Here is a 19,573-nt window from a genome sequence, read left to right as displayed (position 1 = left end):
CCGCTTCACCGAGTGACGGCCCCTTCGTCTAGCGGTCTAGGACGTCGCCCTTTCACGGCGAAAACACGGGTTCGAGTCCCGTAGGGGTCACCATCTCTCCGGCGCGCGGTCGGCGCGTCCGCCCAACAAAATCCCGACCAATACGGCCCCTTCGTCTAGCGGTCAGGACGCGGCCCTCTCACGGCTGAAACACGGGTTCGATTCCCGTAGGGGTCACCAACATCCTCTCTCAGAGGGTGCCAAACAGTCTCATAAATGGCTGTTTTCCGCGACTTTTGTGATATGAGGTCTCATGGCGAGCGGCCGTGTACCACTTCATACCAGCAATCTGATGGTAGATTTGATGGAATGTCGCCGCTCCCGATTCGGGAGATGCCATCATGGCGTTTTCGGCTGTCGCCATCCGAAACGCAAAAGCACGCGACAAGGCCTATAAGCTCACCGACGGAGACGGCCTCTATCTCATGGTGATGCCCAGCGGCGCGCGCTACTGGCGGATGAATTACCGGTTCCTCGGGAAGCAAAAGACACTGGCCTTCGGCGTGTGGCCGGACACCGGCCTCGCGGAAGCCCGCGCGCGGCGCGACCATGCACGGCGTCTCATCGCGCAAGGCGAGGATCCAGCCGAACGCGTGAAGCTCGACCGTATCGCCGCGACCGTTGCCGCCGCGAACAGCTTCAAGGCGGTCGCGGACGAATGGCTCGTCAAAATGGAGAGTGAGGGTCGCGCGCCTGTCACGATGAAGAAGCTGCGGTGACTCACCGGCTTCATCAATGCCAGCATCGGAACCCGGCCCATTGCGTCGATTTCAGCACACGAGCTGTTGGTCATGCTGCGAAAGATGGAAAGCCAAGGGAAGTATGAGACCGCGAAACGACTGCGAAGTACCTGCTCCAAAATCTTCCGCTTTGCGATCGCCACTGCGCGTGCCGACCGTGACGTCGCTGCGGACCTTGGCGGTGCGCTGATCGCGCCGCGGCCGGTCCATCGACCGGCGATCACCACCGAGAAAGCGGCAGGACCGCTTCTCAGGGTCATAGAAGGGTTCGACGGGCATCCCCGACCACCAAGGTGGCGCTTCGCCTTCTCCCGCATGTGTTCGTGCGCCTTGGGGAGCTTCGCCACGCCGAATGGGAGGAGTTGGACCTCGCCAACGCGGAATGGAGGATCCCGCCTCACAAGACGAAGATGCGCCGCGCGCATTTCGTCCCTTTGTCGAGGCAGGCGCTCGAGATCATTGGTACGATCGAGCATGATGGGTCGTTCAGCCGCTATCTATTTCCTTCCCTCCGGTCGGTCGACCGCCCGATGTCCGAAAATACGATCAGTGCCGCACTGCGGCACCTCGGCTATGCTCAGGACGAAATGACCGGCCATGGCTTTCGGGCAATGGCATCATCCCTCCTCAACGAAATGAAACTGTGGCACCCCGATGCCATATGGAGGTCAGCATGGATGGATCGACAGGAACTGAGCGACGCGCTTTGGGAGCGGATTGAACCTTATCTTCCGGGGAAGGCGAGCGATCCTGGCCGGACGGGGCGGGACAATCGATTGTTTGTCGAGGCTGTTTTGTGGCTGGCGCGTTCCGGCGCGCACTGGCGAGTATTGCCGAAGGAGTTCGGGCGCTGGCACACTGTCTACCAGCGCTTCAACCGCTGGTGCCGCAGCGGCGTTTGGGAGAATCTTTTCAAGGCTTTGAGCGACAATGCCGACTTCGAGTACATCCTCGTCGACAGCACCATCGTGCGGGCGCATCAGCACAGTGCCGGTGCCCCAAAAAAAGTGATCGATCCGAAGATCGGTTTGAAGCTCACGCGCTGGGACGCTCCAAGGGCGGGCTGAGCACAAAGGTCCATGTAGCGACCGACGCTTTGGGCAACCCGGTTCGCTTCATTCTGACCGGCGGCGAACGCAACGACATCACCCAGATCGAGGGGCTTCTCGCTGGGCTGCGCACAAACCATGTCCTCGCCGACAAAGGCTATGATGGCAGACGCGCCATGGATGCGATCGCCGCAGCGGGCGCAAGGCCGGTCGTCCCGCGACGAAAGATTACCGCAGCTTGGCGAGCCTTCGACGCATCCCTCTATAAAGACCGCAATCTGATCGAACGCTTCTTCAACAAGATCAAACACTTCAGAAGGACCGCTACCCGATACGATAAACTCGCCCGGAACTACGCCGGCTTCCTCAATCTCGTCGCTGCTCTCATATGTTGCATGTGAATGTAAACACCGCCTAGGGTCAGGATCCTAGCCGCGCTTGCCGGTGATGCGGCTGATCTCGCGCGCGACGAGCGTTTCGACGAGTGACGGCAGGTTGGTGTCGAGCCATTCCTTGAGCATCGGGCGCAGCGCCTCGATCACCACATCTTCCATCGAACGCCCGTTGCTCGGCGGGGTGGTGGCCACGGCGGCGGTCGCAACCGGCGTCACCGCGGCGGTGAGCGCCTCGATCGACTGGCGCGCGGCATCGGCGCTCGCCGCGGAGACCAATTCCTCTTTGGCTGTGTCGTCGGCGGTGGACGCATCGGCTTCGGTCGTGCCGAGGTCGAGAATGTCGTCCTCATTGGCGGCGGGAGCCTCGCGCGCGGGCGCAGGCGCCTCGTCGCGCGCGATCACGCGGCGGATCGACGACAAAATATCTTCCATTGACGGCTCGCGCGACAGATCGCCCATAAGACCCCCTTTACCCCACGAACTTCGGGCGGTTAACCGCAACCTTACCGTTTCGGGGCGCGAATTGCCAAGCCTTATTGTGCCGACGGCGTCGGCGGGCCTTCGGGCGCGTTTGCGTCGGCGGCGGGCACCGCGCGCGTGTCGGTTGCCTGTTGCTGGGGTTTCGGGTCGTCGGCCCAATCCCAGATCTGGCCCTTGACGCGGCGATAGTTGACTTCGGGGTCGTAGAACGCGCCGCCCTCGATACCAAGGTCGCGGGCTTCGGCTTTGCCCATTGCCGCAAGCAGCGAAAAGGCGGCGACATAGCTGTTGCGCTGCGCCGAAACGAGCTGGACCTGAGTATTCAGATATTCCTGCTCGGCGTTCAAGATGTCGAGGATCGAGCGGGTGCCGACGCTGTTCTCGGCGCGCACGCCTTCCAGCGACAGGGCGTTGGCACTCACCGCCTGTTCGGTCGCGGCGATCACGCGCTCATTGGCTTGCCATGCGGCATAGGTGCCACGCGTTTGCGCGATCACGTCGCGCTCGACCGCTACATAATTTTCAATCGCCTGGCTCGTCTGCGCCTGTGCCTGGCGAACGCGCGCGGAAGCGCGGCCTCCCTGAAAGATCGGGAGCGTCATCGACACGCCGGCGATCGTGCTCGTCGTCGTATTTTCCGACGTCGTGTTGCCCGCGGGTATCGAATTGAGATTGTTGTTATATCCGCCGGTGACCGTCGCTGATACACGCGGCGCGCGCGTCGCTTGTGCCGCGCCGATGTCGGCGCGCGATGCGTTGAGTCGCTGGTTCGCCGCTTCGATATCGGGATTGGTGGTAAGCGCGATCGCGACAGCCTCTTCGGCGGTGGTGGGCAGATTAGGCAGCGGCGGAGGCGGCTGGAGGTCGGTGGGTGCGTCGCCAACAAGGCGGATATAGGATTCGCGGCTGCGGATCAGGTTCGATTCGGCCGTGCGCAGGTCGCCCTCGGCGAGCGCGAGCCGCGCTTCCGATTGCGCGACGTCGGTACGCGTCAGGTCGCCGATCTCGAACCGGTCGCTCGTGGCTTGCAGATTGGTGCGCAGCACCGACACATTTTTCTGGTTGAGCTGAACGATCGCCTGATCGCGGATCACGTCCATATAGGCGCCGACGACCTGCGCGAACACGCTTGCTTCGGTCGCGCGCAAATCGGCCTGTCCGGCCTCGACGCGATATTTTGCTGCCCGCACTGCGTTGCGCACCGCGCCGCCCTGATAGATGGGCACCGAAAGCTGCGCCCCGGTCGCAAAGGTCCGGCCCGGCGTGAAAAAGCTGTTGCCGGGCAGCACCAGATTTTCCTGAAAGTCGGCGCTGACGCCAACGGAGGGCAGACCCGATGCTTTCTGGATCGGGACGTTTTCATCATTCGCGCGCTGACCGGCGCGCGCCGCGGTGAGCGTTGGATTATTCTCATAAGCCTTGGCGAGCGCGCCTTGCAGCGTCTCGGCCTGCGCCTGCGACGAGAGGAGCAGGGCGCCGAGCGCCATGCCGGAAAGCCAACGGGCGCGTTTGGAATGCTGGGCAATCTTCATATCGTGCATCGTCGTTTCCGCTGGAGGGGAGGGCCGAAGGTTAGAATGAAAACCCGCGCGGCGCCGCAAAGCCGGGCAGCAGTGCGACGTCCATGTCGGCAAAGCTGCGCAGCGTGATTGCGCCGCCTGCCTTGATGCCGTGGACGAGCCTGGTCACGGCTCCCTCGCGCTTTGCTGCAACGAGCTTCCCGCCGTCGGCAAGCTGGGATGTGATGGCATCGGGCAATTGCTCTATCGCGCCATCGATCAGGATGCAGTCGAAGGGCGCGGCCTTGCGCACGCCCTCGACGAGCGGGCCTTCGATCCATCGAATCGCTGGGTTGGTCGCGGCGGTGCGCGCCGCTGCCATCAGTTCGACTTGTTCCTCGAGCGCATGGACTTCGGCGCCGAGAGTGGCAAGCAACGCCGCAACATAGCCGGTCGCACTGCCGACAAGCAGCACGCGCATACCGGGACGGATCGCCGCCGCGACAAGCATCCGTCCGGTAACGAGCGGTGGATTGAGCATGCGTCCGTGGCCAAGAGCAATTGGACGGTCGTTATAGGCCACCGCTGCCAACGCGCTGGGGACATGCGCTTCGCGTGGCACAGCCGCCATCGCGCCGACAACGGCGGGGTCGATGACGTCGTTGGTCCGCAGCTGGCTGTCGATCATTGCAGCTCGCATGTCTGTTGCGGAAAATTCGCTAAATTTGGTCGCCATTGATGCAATCCGTTGTCAGGAATCTCTACATTCGCCGGACGGCTCTAGCCTAAGCCATGCTGTATTGCAATAGTAATACAGCGAAGGCGCCCGTATGTTCGCGGCGCATAGCGTTCCGTGGCTGCGCCGCCAACCCCGCTTCGTTTCGTGCTCCAGATAGGGAGAGGCGCCGACCCGGCGCCGATCGGTATTTTCCGAATTGACCGATTGCCAGTGCGGGGCGAAATGGCTAGGGGCGCTCAACCACGCTTGTCTGCGTCGAGGCCCGATGGCGGAGTGGTGACGCAGCGGACTGCAAATCCGTATACGCCGGTTCGATTCCGGCTCGGGCCTCCAATAACCGGTCGGCAGATGGTTGCTGATGGTTGAAAAACTCTCGATTTTCTGCTAGTTATGAGGCATTTACTGATTGTCGGTGATGGTCTCTGCTTGTCCGTAATTGCGGCCGTTGGGGGCCTTTTCGGGGCAGGAGAGGCCCCCATTTGCGCGAGCCCCCCCCATGGCGCTGACAGATGCTGCGATCCGAAACGCCAAGCCTAGGGTCAGGACCCATTAATTACGCGTTCGAGGTTTGAAGCGATTTTGTTCAGTGCGAGGAGGCAAGACGACGGAATATGTCGATATTTCGCGGCTTGCCGACGAAGCAATGGACAAAATCGGTCAAATCCCGGAGGGACGCCGAAATGGCTTCGATATCGGGCCCGCGCGGCCTTGCGGGTAGCGATGCTACCCGCTGCACCCGCCCGGACCCGATATCTTCGCCATTTCGACGCCTCGAACGCGCAATTAATGGGTCCTGACCCTAGTAATTCATTTTCAGCCGCACCGCTACAACTCGGGAGGAACTCTACTCCGTTGTTTTGCGGCGGCGGAATCCAACCTCCGTCGCTGCCCCGCGTCCATCCCCCTGCCTCCTTCTGCGCCGGTGTGCCGAGACCACCGATACCCGTGTTCCAATAACCGGCACCGTCCGCACAATTACCGTAGCAACTCCACTGCCATTTTGCGAGACCTGTAGCGCCGCTCGGATCCACACCATTCACCGGATCGCCCCCGACATAGGCGTACCAGTTCATCCCGTCGGCATAGCCGATGGGATCGGTCTGCAGGAACCGCCCGAGCGTGGGTGAGTAGATGCGCGCCTTGTAATACCACATGCCCACCTCGGGGAGCCATGTCTGGCCCGTGTAGCCGAACCGCCCGATATTGCCGGGCGCGGGGATGCCGTACTCGTCATAGGCGTTGATCGCGATCGTCGCCCCCGCGCTGTCGGTGATGCTGACGATGCTGCCGCGCTCGTCGGCCATCAGGAAGCGGCGGTCGCCCGTCCCGCTGCCTTCGTACCAGACGATCGCATTGTCGATGCCGGGGCCGTGCACATAGCGGCGCTGCACCGCATTGCTCGCATTATATTCAGCGATCAGGTCGATGCCGTCATATTGGAAGCGCGTCGTGACACCGCCACCAACGGTCTGATAGAGCCGCCCGAGCGGATCATAGCCCAGCGTCGCACCCGCAGGCCCCGTCTTGAGCAGATTCTCCGCGGTGTAGGTAAAACCGTTCGTCCCGTCGTTGACGAGGTTCCCCCGCGCATCATAGCTGAACCCGATCCCGCCCGCGCTCATGATCCGGTTCAGACCGTCGGCGATGTAGGTCCGGTCGACATTGTAATGCGCCTGCCAGGCGTAGGCGTCATTCGTGCGCGTCACGCTCGCGATCTGGCTCGCCGGACTATAGCTGAACGTCTGCGTCAGATCGTGCGTCGTCGCCGGAACGGCCGGGAATTAAGTCGGGGCTATCGTACCTGTTACCATGATTCCATTTCCACCTATCGGCGGAAGTACGATATTGCCCTACCGACCATTAGAGGAACTGGCCAGATAAGAAATAAGATTACAGCCCATGTAATTGGATTATTATAAGGGTTTTCATTACCAAATGAGCCTTCTTGATACCTGAACAAGCAGCCTTGGTCAAGAGCAATAAGCACAGAAGATATGATTATGGCTATGTATAGCACAAAATATGACAATAATATCATATCAATAATTTTCATTGTCTAGTTTCCTTCAGCTTTATTGTATGCAGTTCGAGATGGGCCACCTTTCCAGAGACCCGTTACAATCAAGCCAAGAGAATAGACCATGCCAGCTGCAACAGCTTTTACATTAGCATCAGGACGCCCAAACTCCTTTATCGCAATGGCTCCGGCTATAAAAAGTCCTAAAACACCGTCGCAATATTCTTTTCCGGATTGCGCGGCATAACACGCATCATGCCAAGCACATGCCTCACCCCAGTTACCATCCGGAACCCACCCAGATCCTTCTGATCCACAATAATCCTTCGGAGACGCAGCAACCGCGTTTGACCCACTCGAAACGTCAGCAAATCCTGCCGTTCCATATCCTAAGGGAATACTTGGATTACGGTGGGATTACGGTGACAGGTGCATAAACCCCTAAACTGATCCATTCCGGCGCCAACTGGCTTTTCGCTGGATTGATCCTTCGGCCGGCTTGACCGAGACGGGGGCATGGCCAGATTACGTCGCATCGTCCTTCCCGGCATCGCGCACCATATCACGCAGCGCGGCAACCGGCGCGAGCGCACCTTCTTCGAGGATGGGGATTATGCCCTCTACCTTGATCTGCTTGCCGACGCGTCGCGAAACGCGGGCGTCGCGATATGGTCCTACTGCCTGATGCCAAATCATGTGCATATCATTGCGGTGCCGTCCGACGAGGACGGGCTGCGGCGGGTCTTCCGTCACGTCCACCGCCACTACACCGGATATGTCAATGCGCGGCTGCGCACGACGGGGCATTTGTGGCAGGGCCGGTTCAGTTCGGTGGCGATGGACGAGGCGCATCTGGTCGCGGCCCTGCGCTATGTCGCGCTGAATCCCGTCCGCGCGAAGCTTGTGAAGCAGGCGAGCGATTGGCAATGGTCGAGCAGCCGGGCGCTTTGCAGCGCTGAGGACGACGGCATCGTCATCGTCGCACCGGCGCTGGAACGGGTAGGAGATTTTACTGCCTTTCTGGACGAGGCCTTCGATGAAGCCTTCACTTATGCCGCTCTTCGCAAAGCGGAGCGTATCGGCAGGCCGGTCGGTTCCCTGCAATGGCTGGAGGATATGGAGGCGAAGACAGGCCGCGCGCTCAAGCCACAGAAGCGCGGGCCCAAGCCGCAAAATATTTAGGGGTTATTGCACCTGTCACCGTAATTCCATTTGGAGTTAAGCAAACTGTCACCGTAACGCCCTATAGCATACCGCCAACTTATACAACACGTAAATAGTCGGAGTCATGATTGAAATAGTGAAAATACTTATCTCATAAATGGTAGAGTGATTTATATAAATCGACAATATCATTATAGATGTAAATATGACCAAGAGAATAACGTATCTATGAAATTCATTCTTAATTATTATAGATAATATTAATAATAGCAGTATCGGGGCAATCATAATTGAATAATATATCATTGCAAGAAACTTCATCATGTCCAATCCGTGCTTTGATACCGAGGGGGTGGATGCGAAGAATCCCGTTAATGCGCTCAAAAAGAACACGAAAACGGAAATCAGAAAGAACGCTACGATATCTCGATACATAGAATTGAAGATCCCAAGTGAATCAGTTTTCAAGCTCGTTCCTTATAGCTTTATCCATTGCATTAAACTGGCGAGGTCCACCCCATTGGTTCGCGGCTGCATTAAAGGCTCCTCCGTAATAGTTGGTCCCCTTCCCGTGGGTAATTGAATACCAAGCTCCACTTGAAAGTTGAATGGCATTTCTGTTAATCCATCCGCTGTGTAGAGCGTGATTCGGAAGGGTAACGTTTGATATTGTTAGACCCCCAGATCCAACATAGGACTTAACATCGCCAATATAGACGCCAAAAATTCGTACCGGATAGGTGTTGCCACTGACAATTTTTTGGTCACCGTCCCCACCTGGAATGCCATATTGGACTTGCGAGTACACTGCACCAACCTCCGCGGCGGTACAACCAGCCGATGCTGCGCAGATGAGATTTGGTCCTGCAATGTAGTCGTGATCGCCGAGCAGTACGCCATCGGCGCTTGCCAGCTGGACCCCAACTAGTGCGGAAACCGTACCATCAAATGATGCCCTTCCAAGCAAGTAGCTTGTGACTGCCCTTATTGCCTCGCGCCGCGCAATTCCTGACACTTGAGGCATGTTGCTGTCTACTGCTGCCTTTGCAGCAGATTGAGCCATTGACCAAGTTGTTGGCGCAGTACTCGCCGTGGTATAACAGCGACTGCCCGCAGGGCAACCATTGCCTAGCTGGCTAAACACCGTTCCGGTCGGATCCACACCATTCACCGGATCGCCCCCGTCGCCGTCCCCACCTGGCGGCGGATCCCAAGTGGGCCGGCGGAAGCACCCGCGCCTCCGCCGGCCCATTCATTTGGTAACCAGCGCGCGCTGTTCGGCGCGGCCCATCGACAAAAGGATCGGGTCGCGCGCTTGCCGCGCCATGAAATCGGCCTTGCTGCCGATCCCCTGCCATTCGATGCCGATCAGCGCCTGCGCGATCGCACCGCCGAGCGTGTCGCCCGGCCCCGGCAGGATGATGACGTCGGGCGCATATTCCTTGACCGCGACCTGCACCGACAGGGTGAAATCATAGGGGGCAAGGATCTGGTGGCCGAAGGTGTAGTCCCACATCGCCGCCGGATCGCTCGAATGGCAGCGCCAGATATGGCCGCGCCCGTCAACGAGCGGGAGGGACGGCACGCCGACAAGCGATGACGAAAGCTCAGCGCGCGCGCGGTCGGCGCTCCCCTGCATCAACGGCGTGTGGAATGGCCCGTGGCCCGCGAGCCGCAGCGGGTCGCGCCCCGGCGTCGGCGGCGCTTCGGCAAGCAACGCGGCGAGCCCCGCCTCGTCACCCGCGAACAGCAGCATCCCGCCGAGGTCGATCGACAGCGACAGTGCATGCCCCGGCCGCGCCGCGATGTCGGCGACGAGCGCGAACATCGCATCGCGCAGCCCCGGGACGGCGCGCCAATCCTCGTCGACGATCTGGAACAAGAGCTGCCCGCCCGGCCCGTGCGCCTGGCTGTTCGTCCCCATCGCATTGGCAATGCGAAAGCCGTCGGCGACCGACACGGCGCCGCCCATCGCGAGCGCGCTGTACCAGCCCATCGAATTGCCCGCGACGGCGACGACATTATAGGCCTCGCGGTCGATGCTGAGGAAATCGAGGATCGAGGCGGAGTAGATCAGCGGTGCCGCGACGTCGCCGCGCATGTGGAGCGCGACGCTGAAACGGTCGGCGCCGTCGAGTTCACTCACCGTCGGTTCGCCGCGCGCTGTGCGCTGCGCGTCGAAATCGGCGATTTGCTCAGAAAAGCGGAGTCCATGCAGGCGCGCGATGCTGCCGAGCTCGGCCTTGCCATAGGTGCCGCGTCCGGGGGCGATGACGAGGGCGGACTTGCGCGCGGTCACGCCAAAAGCTCCTTCGCGGCAGCGACGATCGAATCGCGGCTCGGCAGCGTCAGCGTCGCCGCCTTGCCGAGCGGGATGAAGCTGTCGTCGGCGGCGAGGCGAGCGAGCTTCCGATCCGACGCGCGCTCGGTGAAGAGCGCCATCAGCGCTTCGCTCTGCGACCCCGTGATGCGGCATTCGTCGACGATCAATATGCGCTGGGCGTCGCCGACCGCCGCGAGCAGCGAGTCCTCATCGACCGGGCCGAGCCAGCGCAGGTCGATCACGCGCGCCTTCACGCCATCCTCTGCAAGCAGCTTTTCGGCCTGCCGCGATAGATAATAGCCATTGCCATAGCTGACGATGGCAAGGTCGGTGCCGTCGCCATGCACGCCGACCTCGCCGAGGCGGATCGGCTGTCCCGCGCCCGGTGCCTCATAAACGCTGGTCCACAGGCCATCGCCCTCCTCGTGCAGATCGCGCGTCATATAGAGCGCGATCGGTTCGACAAAGACGACGACGCGCTGCTCCTCGCGCGCAAGGCGGACACATTCGCGGAGCATCGCGACGGCATCGCGTCCGTTCGACGGCACCGCCAGGATGACCCCCGGAATGTCGCGAAACACCGCGAGGCTGTTGTCATTATGGAAATGGCCGCCGAAGCCCTTCTGATAGCCGAGCCCCGCGATGCGGATGACCATCGGGTTCGTATATTGGCCGTTCGAAAAGAAGCTGAGCGTCGCGGCCTCGCCGCGGATCTGGTCCTCGGCATTGTGGACATAGGCGAGGAACTGGATTTCGGGCATCGGCAGGAAGCCGTTATGCGCCATACCGATCGCAAGGCCCAATATCGCCTGCTCGTCGAGCAGCGTGTTGACGACGCGCGCCGATCCGAAGCGCTGGTGGAGCTTTGCCGTAACATTATAGACGCCGCCCTTCGGCCCGACATCCTCGCCCGCGACGATGATTTCCTTGTGCGCGAGCATCAGGTCGGCGAGCGCCCACGACAGGAGCCGCGCCATGTGCATCGGCTTGTCCATCTGGCCCGCATCGCTGCCGAACATCGCCTTGCGGTCTTTGGCCGACGGGGTGTTGACGCGCGGCAGATCGCGCTTCGGCGGGACGATGCTCTCCATGACGGCCGAGGCGGTGGTGAGCCTGGGACGCTTTATCGCCGCTTCGGCCTGGCGCGCGAGCGTCGCACCGATATCCTCATAGGCGTCGGCAATCTCTGGCGCGCTCATCCAGCCCTGCTCGACCATCAGCGCCGCACCGGCGAGCAAGGGATCGCGCGCCTCGTCGGCTTCGATGAGCGTCTTGGGTAGATAGGCGCCCTGCACGTCGGAGCCGGCATGGCCGTAAAGCCGCACCGTCGCCATGTGGAGGAATACCGGCCTGCGCGTGCGCCGCGCAAAATCGGCCGCTTCCTTCGCCCCGGCATAGGCCGACACCAGATCGGTTCCGTCGCACTGGATATAATGGAGCCCGGCGCGGTTGCGGAACTGCGCCTCGATCCACCCCGTCGGGGTGCGCGTCGAAATGCCGATGCCATTGTCTTCGCACAGGAAGATCATCGGCATCGGCGTGCCTTGATGCGCCGCCCAGCCCGCGGTGTTGAAGGCGCCCTGCGCGGTCGAATGGTTCGCCGACGCGTCGCCGAAGCTCGCGAGCACGACCGCGTCGGGGGGGAGCGGCAAGTCGCACATCTCCAGTTTTCGGGCGATTCCGATCGAAAAGGCCGCGCCGACCGCTTTCGGAAGGTGCGAGGCGATGGTCGAGGTTTGCGGCGGGATATTGAGCGGCTTTGACCCGATCACCTTGTGCCGCCCGCCCGAAATCGGGTCTTCGGCCGACGCGGCGAAGCTCAGCAGCATGTCCCAGTTCGGCGTCTGCCCCGGCAACTGGCGCGCGCGGTGGAGCTGGAAGGCATTCGAGCGATAGTGGAGAAACGCCATGTCGGTAACGCGCAGCGCCGCCGCGACCGCGGCATTGCCCTCGTGCCCCGACGAACCGATCGTATAGAAACCCTCGCCGCGCGCCTGAAGGTCACGCGACAGCCGGTCCATCTGGCGGCTGGTGAGCTGCGACAGGAAAATATCGACTGCTTCGGTGCGCGACAGCCCCGCTGCCGCCGGATCGGGGGCGCTTTCGCGGCGTCCCGACGCGCCGCGCGCCAACGCCGCCATGAATTTCTCGTGCACCGCCTGCGCTGCGTCCACCCGCCATTCTCCCACTCGCGCCGTCTGGTTGCACCCGCAACCATTGACGAACCTCGCGGGCGCTAGAACGCGACAGGTTTGGGTGCAACCCTCTCTTGCGTTGCGCGGCTCGCCCGCGCTACCACGCTTGACGATGAGCAAGCCGGGCGGGGCCATAAATTCAATATGATGACGCTTTGGGCTGCCCAGGCGTCCGTCGCTGCGCCAACCGCGGACGAGGGTTGGCTTATCGACCCCGAGCTTTTCGACCCCGGCTATGCCCAGACGGTCGCCGGCGGACAGATACAAACGAGCTTTCCGCCACCCGAACCGCCGCCGCAGACCCCCGATTGGCTGAAAGCGATTTTCGACGCCATCGGCAGCTTTTTCGAATGGGCCGCACCCGCAGGCAAACCGTTGCTATGGCTTGCGGCGGCGGTGTTGCTGCTTGTCATCCTTTATCATTTCGTCCCCGCCTTTGCGCGCTGGGTCGACAATCTGCCGCTGCGCCGCCGCGCTGCCATCGAAGCCGAGGACGGCGTCGGCGAAGCCGAGGCGGGCGCCGCGCGCGCACTGCTGGCCGAAGCCGACGCGCTCGCCGCCGAAGGGCGCTTTGCCGAGGCGGTTCACCTGCTCCTCTATCGCAGCGTCGAGGACATCGAGGACCGTCGTCCGGGGCTGGTGCGCCCGGCGATGACGTCGCGCGACCTCGCCGAAGCGCGCGATCTCCCCGCGGTGGCGCGCGACGCCTTCAGCCGCATCGCGCGCGCGGTCGAAATTAGCCTGTTCGGCGGCCGTTCGATCGACGCGGGAGCGTGGGAGGCGTGCCGCGGCGCCTATTCGGAGTTGACGGTCGCCCGGAACTGGGCACGCGCATGAGCAAGGCGGGCGCCAGCGATCATGGCTTCAACCCCCGGCTGATCGCCGCGGTGGTCGCGATCGGCGTCGTCGCCTTTGTCGCACTGTGGGCGCTGATCGCGCTCGGACCGCAATTGTCGAACGGCAATGATGGCGGTGGCCACGCCCTGTCGAAATCAGCCCCCGGTTACGCGGGAATTGTCGATCTGAGCGAGCGCGCGGGCGCCGATGTGTCGCTGTGGCGGAGCGTGACCGGAGAGGGCTATGAGGACTATGAGTGGCTGCTCGTCCTCACCCCGACGCACCGGACAAAGGCCAGCGAAATCGCCGAAATCCTCGATGCGCGGGGCGGCGACAAGGCATTGGTCGTCCTTCCCAAATGGGCGACGGGTCGTCTGCCCGGACAGGACGTGAAGCCGGGATGGGTCGGCACGGGCTTTCCGGTCACCCCCGACGGCGACCTGCTGCCGACCGGCCATTTCGGCGAAGTGACGGTCGAAGCCGCAACCACCAAGCCACAGCGGATTGCCGCCGAGGTTGCCGGGCAGCGCTTCGCGCTCGACCTTCCGGCCGATGTCCAGACGGTCGAAGGCCCGCAGCTCGAAACGCTGATTGCTGGTCCCAAGGGTGGCGCCGTGCTTGCGCGGCTCGAGGATCGCGATCTTTACATCCTCGCCGACCCCGACCTTATCAACAATCTCGCCTTTGCCTCGCGTGAGAAAGCTGCGGGAGCGGCCATGCTAATCGACGCGGTGGCCGAAGATGCGGCCATCGACGCGCTCGCCTTCGATGTCACATTGAACGGCTTCGGCGGCCAGCGCTCGCTGCTGCGCTTTGCCTTCGTCCCGCCCTTCATCGGAATCACCTTGTGTCTGATCGCGGCGGGGCTGCTCGCACTTTGGCAGGCATGGATGCGTTTCGGCCCCGCACTGAGGCCGCAGCGTGCCATCCCGATATCGAAGGCGGCGCTGATCGCGAACAGCGCCGACCTCATCAAGCAGGCGAGGCGCGAACTCGACGGCGCCGACGCCTATGTGACGAGCCAGCGCAGCGCAATTGCACGGCGGTTGCACGCTCCCGCCGGTCTCGACGCCCAAGAAACCGACGCATGGATCGACAAGCATATGCGTCCCGGCGGCGAGCTGTTTTCGGCGCTCGCCCGGCGCCTCCCGCTCGCGCGCAACCGCCACGAATTCCTTGCAGACGCGCAGGCGCTGCATGCCATCAGAAAGGACCTTCTCCGTGACAGCTAATCCTATCGAGCGCGTGCAGGCGCTCGGCGCCGCGATCGACGCCGAGGTCGCAAAGGCGGTGTTCGGTCAGCATGACCTGACGCGCATGGTGACGATAGCGCTGCTCGCGGGCGGGCATGTGCTTCTCGAAGGCCCGCCGGGAACCGCCAAGACCCTGCTCGCGCAGGCATTTGCCCGCGCGGTCGGGCTCGATTTCGGGCGCATCCAGTTCACCCCCGACCTGATGCCGGGCGATATTTTGGGGTCGAACCTGTTCAACTTCCAGACGTCAAGCTTCACCCTGACCAAAGGTCCGATCTTCACCGAATTGCTGCTCGCCGACGAGATCAACCGCACCCCGCCCAAGACGCAGGCCGCGCTCCTCGAGGCGATGCAGGAGCGCCGCGTGACGATCAATGGCGAGCCGCATGCGATGAGCCCGCGCTTCACCGTGCTCGCAACGCAGAATCCGATCGAACAGCAGGGCGTCTATCCGCTCCCCGAAGCGCAGCTCGACCGTTTCCTGTTCAAGCTCGTCGTCGACTATCCCGACGCCGACGAGGAACGGCGCATCGTCGCCGATCATGGCGGGCGCTTCAAGAGTCCCGCAGTCGCCGATTTCGGCGTCGAACGGATCGCCGATGCAAAAGTGATTGCCGACGCCATCGACGCGATTGCGAGCGTGCGGCTGGCCGAGGAGATCGTCGACTATATTGTCCGCCTGGTCCGCGCGACGCGAGAGAGCGCCGATCTTGAATGCGGCGCAAGTCCACGCGCCGCGACCTTGCTTGCGCGCGCCGCCTGCGCCGCCGCGGCGCTCGACGGGCGCGACTATGCCATCCCCGACGACGTCCAGCGCCTCGCCGCGGGCGTGCTGCGCCACCGAGTCATCCTGTCGGCCGCCGCCGAGATCGAAGGACGCAGTGTCGAGCAGATCGTCGCCGCGCTGCTCGAGCATGAGGAAGTGCCGCGGTGATTTACCCCACCCGGCGCGCCATCTACCTGCTTCTGCTAGGCGCTCCGATGGCGCTTGCGCTCGGGCTGGTGCGGCCCGAATATTGGCTGGTGGCGCCCGGCTGGATCGCGGTGATCCTCGCCTGCATCCTCGTCGACGCAATGGCCGGCGCCAATCCGCGCCACATCGCGCTCGACGCGCAATTTCCCCATCAGGTCGGCGTCGGCGATCCGTTCGACCTGACGCTCGCCGCGCGCGGAAGCCGCCTGCCGCCGCGTGCCGAACTGGCGCTCGCACTCGACGAGCGACTCGCGGCGGGCGGGCGGTTCGCGGAAAATCTGTACCGAAGCGCCGACGGGACCGCGCTCGCGACGTCGCTGCGGTTGAGCGCGGCGCGGCGCGGGCAGGCGCTTGTCGAGGCGCTCTGGCTGCGCTGGGCGGGGCCGCTCGGGCTGGTTTGGAAGCAACGCAAATTCGCGATCGGTCGCGCAATCAGTGTACTGCCCAGCCTGCGCGCGGTCGCCGAGGAAGGAAGTCGGCTGTTCCAGCGCGACAGCTGGTTCGGGCTGCGCCAGCAGCGCCTTCGCGGCGAGGGAACCGAATTCGAGGCTCTCGCCGATTATCAGCCCGGAATGGACCGGCGCTCGATCGACTGGACCGCGTCGGCGCGCCATGTGCGGCTGCTTGCCAAGGAATATCGTGTCGAGCGCGACAATCGCGTCGTGCTGGCGATCGACGCGGGGCGCACGATGGCCGAACCGGTCGACGGCATGCCGCGCGTCGACCGCGCGGTATCGGCGGCGCTGCTTCTTGCCTATGCGGGGCTCAAGCTCGGCGATCGCATCAGCCTTTATTCCTTTGCCGCCAAGCCGCTGGCCTTGACCCCCGCCTATATGCACACGCAGGATTTCCCGGCACTCCAGCGTGCGGCGAGCCTGATCGACTATGCGCATGTCGAAAGCAATTTCACGCTCGCGCTGGCGAGCCTGTCGGCGCAGCTCAACCGCCGCTCGCTCGTCATCATCTTCACCGAATTCACCGACGCGACGAGCGCCGACCTGATGATCCGCGCGGCGCGGCGCATGGTCAGCAAGCACCGCCTGCTGTTCGTCGTCGTCAAGGACGAAGAGGTCGAGGCCGAGGAGAGACGGCGCCCCGAAAGCGCCGCTGACATCACCCGCGCGAATGTCGCGGCGGCGATGCTGCGCGACCGGCAGCTGGTGATCGCACGGCTCCAGCGGCTCGGCGCCGATGTCATCGAGGTTCCCGCCGATGCGATGGGCGCGGGCGTCGTCGAGGCCTATCTTGGCATCAAGCGAAAGGGCAGCCTGTGATTCCCGCCATGCCCGCCCAGCGCAGCGTCGATGCACCGGGTTTTTCGACGCGCCGCTTTCGCGAGGAGCGCGAGGCCGATTGGGTCGCGTTCGACGCGTTGCTCGCCAAATTGGAAAAGAAAGGCGCGACCGCGCTGACGAGCGACGAACTGCTCCAACTCCCCATATTGTACCGCGCGACGCTCTCGTCGCTGTCGATCGCGCGCGCGACGAGTCTCGACAAGGCGCTGCTCGACCATCTCGAAGCCCTATCGATGCGCGGCTATTTCCTCGTCTATGGCGTGCGCGAATCGCGCGCCGCGCGCCTTCGTCGCTTCATCCTTTACGACTGGCCCGCCGCAGTGCGCGCGGTATGGAAGGAAACGATCGTCATCGCGCTGGTGATCCTTCTCGGCGCGATCACCAGCTGGTCGCTCGTCGCGAGCAATCCCGAATGGTATTATAATTTCGTCCCCGACGAGATGGCGGGCGGGCGCGACCCGCGCGCCTCGGTCGAGTATCTGCGATCGACGCTGGGGCACGGTCCCGATGCGGAAAGTGAGCAGAGCGGCCTCCACGTCTTTGCGACCTTCCTCTTCACGCACAACAGCGGCGTGTCGATCATGTCCTTTGCGCTTGGCTTTGCCTTTGGCGTGCCGACCTTGATGCTCGAATATTATCAGGGGATCGGGCTCGGCGCGATGCTCGCGGTCTTCACGTCGAAGGGCCTCGGCGTCGACTTCGGCGGCTGGCTGTTCATCCACGGCACGACCGAGCTGTTCGCCGCCGCACTGTCGGGCGCCGCGGGACTTCGGATCGGAACCGCGGTGCTGTTTCCAGGCGCGCGCGGGCGGTTGCAGGCTGCGGCCCATGCCGGGCGCACGGCGGGCAAGGTGATGGTGGGGGTGATCGCGATGCTGCTTGTCGCGGGGCTGCTCGAGGGCTTCGGCCGCCAGCTCATCACCGATACGGCGATGCGCTACGGCATCGGGACGCTGATGATCGCCTTCTGGTTCGGCTATTATTACATCCCGCGGCGCGAGGACGCCGCATGACCGACGCCGCAACCGCCCTCGCCAAGCGCCGCGCAGCGCAGGCGGGCAAGGTCCGCCAGTTCGTGACCCCCGAGGGGGTCGATCTCGAACTGCGGATCGCGAGTGCGAGCCTGCGTTTCGGCGCGCTGATCGTCGACCTGACGCTGATCGCATTGGTGTTGATCCTCTTTTCGTTCGGCGCGGCTTATGCCGGTTTTGCTTCGGGTTCCGACATTGTGCTGAGCATCTGGATGCTTGGGGCCTTTGTTCTCCGGACCTTCTGGTTTCTCGGCTTCGAACTCGGCGCGCGCGCGGCGACGCCGGGCAAAAGGCTGATGGGTATTCGCGTCGTTGCGCGCGACGGCGGGCGGCTCACCGCCGATGCGGTCGTGGCGCGCAACCTGATCCGCGAGCTCGAACTGTTCCTGCCAATGATGATGATCGGAAACGGCGCAGCCGAAGATATTGTCGCGGGCTGGACAATCCTGGCCGGGGTTATCTGGTCACTGACGCTCAGCCTGTTCCTGCTGTTCAATCGCGACCGCATGCGGATGGGTGACCTGATCGCCGGAACATGGGTGGTGATGGCGCAGCGCGCCAAACTCGACAGCGAGATTGCGACCAGCGAGGCGGAAGGCGGCGCGATGCGCTTCAGCGACGCCGAACTGTCGGTTTATGGCATCTATGAACTGCAGGAACTCGAACGTGTGTTGCGCACCCGCGACGCGCGCGCGATGCGCGAGGTCGCCGATGCAATCCGCAGCAAGATCGGCCGCCCGGTCGCCGAAGAGGATGACGTCTTTCTGCTTTCCTATTACCGCCAGCTCAAGGAACGGCTCGAACGCGGGCTGCTGTTCGGAAAAAGGCGGGAGGATAAATATGCCAGCGACTGACAAGCAGGGGGCGGATATCGGCGTGACCGAGGCGCTGCATCGGCGCCGGTCGGTCCGCGCCTTTACCGACAGGGCGGTCGACCCCGCGCTGCTCCGCGATATTTTCAACGCCGCCCAGCGCGCGCCGTCGGGCGGCAACCTCCAGCCGTGGCAGGCGGTGGTGCTCACCGGCGCACCCTGGCAAGCGGTGAAGGATGCGGTCGCCGGACGCATTGCGATGGGTCGCGAGGGCTATCAGCCCGAATATGACATCTATCCCAAGGGTCTGGTCGACCCGTGGGAATCGCGGCGTTTCGGCGTCGGCGAAGCGCTCTACGGCGCGCTCGAGATCCCGCGCGAGGACAAAAAGGCGCGGCTCGCTCAATTCATGGACAATTACCGTGGCTTCGGCGCACCGGTGATGCTTTTCCTCCATTGCTCGCGCATCATGGGTCCGCCGCAATGGGCCGACATGGGCATGTGGATGCAGTCGGTGATGCTGCTGCTCGTCGAAGCCGGACTCGCCAGTTGTCCCCAGGAATGCTGGGCGATGTATGGCGAAACGGTGCGAAAGACGCTCGGACTGGACGACGGGCAGATACTCTTTTCGGGCCTCGCGATCGGCTATGCCGACGCGACGCAGCCGGTGAACCAATGGCCGGTCCCGCGCGTCGGGATCGACGAAGCGATCGAATGGCAGGGATTTTGAAG

At 63.0% G+C, this 19,573-nt stretch carries 16 protein-coding genes, 3 tRNA genes and 3 pseudogenes; 15 read left to right on the top strand and 7 right to left on the bottom strand.

Features of this window, described 5'->3' with window-relative positions; all coding sequences use genetic code 11:
* Nucleotides 1-17: 17 nt before the first annotated feature.
* From H7692_RS10110 to H7692_RS10085, 6 genes and pseudogenes are all read left to right on the top strand, one after another.
* Nucleotides 18-93: transfer RNA gene (locus H7692_RS10110), tRNA-Glu, on the top strand.
* Nucleotides 94-144: 51 nt separating this feature from the next.
* A tRNA-Glu gene (locus H7692_RS10105) sits at nucleotides 145-219 on the top strand.
* Between the two features lie 161 nt (nucleotides 220-380).
* The gene (locus H7692_RS10100; RefSeq protein WP_227340111.1) at nucleotides 381-758 is read left to right on the top strand and encodes an Arm DNA-binding domain-containing protein; all 378 of its coding nucleotides are present in this window, start codon (nucleotides 381-383) and stop codon (nucleotides 756-758) included.
* Nucleotides 759-830: 72 nt separating this feature from the next.
* Nucleotides 831-905 (top strand): annotated as a pseudogene (locus tag H7692_RS15215) (phage integrase central domain-containing protein); the annotation flags it as partial.
* A gap of 167 nt (nucleotides 906-1,072) precedes the next feature.
* Nucleotides 1,073-1,354: pseudogene (locus H7692_RS10090) on the top strand (tyrosine-type recombinase/integrase); the annotation flags it as partial.
* A 102-nt stretch (nucleotides 1,355-1,456) separates the two neighbouring features.
* Nucleotides 1,457-2,229 (top strand): annotated as a pseudogene (locus tag H7692_RS10085) (IS5 family transposase).
* 27 nt (nucleotides 2,230-2,256) lie between these two features.
* Here the strand turns inward: H7692_RS10085 and H7692_RS10080 are convergent.
* From H7692_RS10080 to H7692_RS10070, 3 genes are all read right to left on the bottom strand, one after another.
* The gene (locus H7692_RS10080) at nucleotides 2,257-2,682 is read right to left on the bottom strand and encodes a DUF2497 domain-containing protein (RefSeq protein WP_201928395.1); all 426 of its coding nucleotides are present in this window, start codon (nucleotides 2,680-2,682) and stop codon (nucleotides 2,257-2,259) included.
* A 74-nt stretch (nucleotides 2,683-2,756) separates the two neighbouring features.
* Entirely contained in the window at nucleotides 2,757-4,190 is a 1,434-nt protein-coding gene (locus tag H7692_RS10075; RefSeq protein ID WP_201928396.1) for a TolC family outer membrane protein, read from the bottom strand.
* An 85-nt stretch (nucleotides 4,191-4,275) separates the two neighbouring features.
* Complete coding sequence (locus tag H7692_RS10070) at nucleotides 4,276-4,938, bottom strand: protein-L-isoaspartate O-methyltransferase family protein (RefSeq protein WP_201928397.1); 663 nt, start codon at nucleotides 4,936-4,938, stop codon at nucleotides 4,276-4,278.
* A 262-nt stretch (nucleotides 4,939-5,200) separates the two neighbouring features.
* Between H7692_RS10070 and H7692_RS10065 the strand changes: the two genes are divergently transcribed.
* Nucleotides 5,201-5,274 (top strand) — tRNA-Cys (locus tag H7692_RS10065).
* A 206-nt stretch (nucleotides 5,275-5,480) separates the two neighbouring features.
* On the opposite strand, the gene H7692_RS10060 is transcribed toward H7692_RS10065, so the two are convergent.
* The gene (locus tag H7692_RS10060; RefSeq protein ID WP_227340109.1) at nucleotides 5,481-6,647 is read right to left on the bottom strand and encodes an RHS repeat-associated core domain-containing protein; all 1,167 of its coding nucleotides are present in this window, start codon (nucleotides 6,645-6,647) and stop codon (nucleotides 5,481-5,483) included.
* An 827-nt stretch (nucleotides 6,648-7,474) separates the two neighbouring features.
* Between H7692_RS10060 and H7692_RS10055 the strand changes: the two genes are divergently transcribed.
* Nucleotides 7,475-8,140 carry a transposase gene (locus tag H7692_RS10055; RefSeq protein ID WP_201928398.1) on the top strand — a complete coding sequence of 222 codons (666 nt, stop codon included), beginning with the start codon at nucleotides 7,475-7,477 and terminating at the stop codon, nucleotides 8,138-8,140.
* 439 nt (nucleotides 8,141-8,579) lie between these two features.
* On the opposite strand, the gene H7692_RS10050 is transcribed toward H7692_RS10055, so the two are convergent.
* From H7692_RS10050 to H7692_RS10040, 3 genes are all read right to left on the bottom strand, one after another.
* Nucleotides 8,580-9,185 (bottom strand): hypothetical protein, encoded by a 606-nt coding sequence (locus H7692_RS10050; RefSeq protein ID WP_222136751.1) that lies wholly within the window; start codon nucleotides 9,183-9,185, stop codon nucleotides 8,580-8,582.
* A 189-nt stretch (nucleotides 9,186-9,374) separates the two neighbouring features.
* Nucleotides 9,375-10,421 (bottom strand): ACP S-malonyltransferase, encoded by a 1,047-nt coding sequence (locus tag H7692_RS10045; RefSeq protein WP_201928400.1) that lies wholly within the window; start codon nucleotides 10,419-10,421, stop codon nucleotides 9,375-9,377.
* Nucleotides 10,418-12,619 carry a dehydrogenase E1 component subunit alpha/beta gene (locus H7692_RS10040; RefSeq protein WP_222136749.1) on the bottom strand — a complete coding sequence of 734 codons (2,202 nt, stop codon included), beginning with the start codon at nucleotides 12,617-12,619 and terminating at the stop codon, nucleotides 10,418-10,420. Before H7692_RS10040 ends, H7692_RS10045 begins: the two co-directional genes overlap by 4 nt.
* Before the next feature lie 165 nt (nucleotides 12,620-12,784).
* Between H7692_RS10040 and H7692_RS10035 the strand changes: the two genes are divergently transcribed.
* Genes H7692_RS10035 through H7692_RS10005 form a run of 7 tightly spaced genes read left to right on the top strand, consistent with a single transcriptional unit; the run spans nucleotide 12,785 to nucleotide 19,571 of the window.
* Nucleotides 12,785-13,477, top strand: a complete 693-nt coding sequence (locus H7692_RS10035) for a DUF4129 domain-containing protein (RefSeq protein WP_222136747.1) — start codon at nucleotides 12,785-12,787, stop codon at nucleotides 13,475-13,477.
* Nucleotides 13,474-14,709 (top strand): DUF4350 domain-containing protein, encoded by a 1,236-nt coding sequence (locus H7692_RS10030; protein ID WP_222136745.1) that lies wholly within the window; start codon nucleotides 13,474-13,476, stop codon nucleotides 14,707-14,709. The genes H7692_RS10035 and H7692_RS10030 overlap by 4 nt, the downstream gene beginning before the upstream one ends.
* The gene (locus tag H7692_RS10025; RefSeq protein ID WP_413541444.1) at nucleotides 14,699-15,664 is read left to right on the top strand and encodes an AAA family ATPase; all 966 of its coding nucleotides are present in this window, start codon (nucleotides 14,699-14,701) and stop codon (nucleotides 15,662-15,664) included. The genes H7692_RS10030 and H7692_RS10025 overlap by 11 nt, the downstream gene beginning before the upstream one ends.
* Nucleotides 15,661-16,977 (top strand): DUF58 domain-containing protein, encoded by a 1,317-nt coding sequence (locus H7692_RS10020; RefSeq protein ID WP_222136741.1) that lies wholly within the window; start codon nucleotides 15,661-15,663, stop codon nucleotides 16,975-16,977. Before H7692_RS10025 ends, H7692_RS10020 begins: the two co-directional genes overlap by 4 nt.
* A gap of 8 nt (nucleotides 16,978-16,985) precedes the next feature.
* Nucleotides 16,986-18,011, top strand: coding sequence for a stage II sporulation protein M (locus H7692_RS10015; RefSeq protein ID WP_222136739.1), 1,026 nt, complete (start codon nucleotides 16,986-16,988; stop codon nucleotides 18,009-18,011).
* Nucleotides 18,008-18,883: an RDD family protein gene (locus H7692_RS10010; RefSeq protein WP_222136737.1), complete on the top strand. Its 876-nt coding sequence runs from the start codon at nucleotides 18,008-18,010 to the stop codon at nucleotides 18,881-18,883. The genes H7692_RS10015 and H7692_RS10010 overlap by 4 nt, the downstream gene beginning before the upstream one ends.
* On the top strand, nucleotides 18,870-19,571 hold the full coding sequence (locus tag H7692_RS10005; protein WP_222136736.1) for a nitroreductase: 702 nt from the start codon (nucleotides 18,870-18,872) through the stop codon (nucleotides 19,569-19,571). The genes H7692_RS10010 and H7692_RS10005 overlap by 14 nt, the downstream gene beginning before the upstream one ends.
* The last annotated feature ends 2 nt before the right edge of the window (nucleotides 19,572-19,573 follow it).

The sequence above is a fragment of the Sphingopyxis sp. P8 genome (genome assembly GCF_020622175.1).
In the GTDB taxonomy this organism is placed as follows: domain Bacteria; phylum Pseudomonadota; class Alphaproteobacteria; order Sphingomonadales; family Sphingomonadaceae; genus Sphingopyxis; species Sphingopyxis jiangsuensis.
This window is presented reverse-complemented; position numbering and strand designations above follow the sequence as displayed.